The organism is Saccharothrix sp. NRRL B-16348, assembly GCF_001280085.1.
Lineage (GTDB): Bacteria > Actinomycetota > Actinomycetes > Mycobacteriales > Pseudonocardiaceae > Actinosynnema.
Genome location: NZ_LGED01000152.1, coordinates 1 through 275, shown reverse-complemented (window position 1 = coordinate 275; position 275 = coordinate 1). Strand labels below are relative to the sequence as shown.

General features: G+C 63.6%; 1 protein-coding gene. It reads left to right on the top strand.

Annotated features, from left to right (window positions below; all coding sequences use genetic code 11):
* Positions 1–275 (top strand): pectate lyase family protein (locus ADK67_RS15570; protein WP_442974146.1); only part of this gene is annotated, 275 nt, incomplete at both ends.

Below are 275 nucleotides of genomic sequence, written 5' to 3'. Positions count from 1 at the left end.
CGCAACTCCGGTCGTGGCGGGCTGGTCGGGTCGAGTGAGAGCGACCGCTCGAACGGGTTCATCACGTACCACCACAACCTGTACGAGAACATCGACTCGCGGGCGCCGCTGCTGCGGGGCGGCGTCGCGCACATGTACAACAACCACTACGTGAGCCTGAACGAGTCGGGCATCAACTCCCGGGCCGGCGCGAAGGCCAAGGTGGACAACAACTACTTCAAGAACTCCCGCGACGTCCTCGGCACCTTCTACACCAACGAAGCCGGGTACTGGCA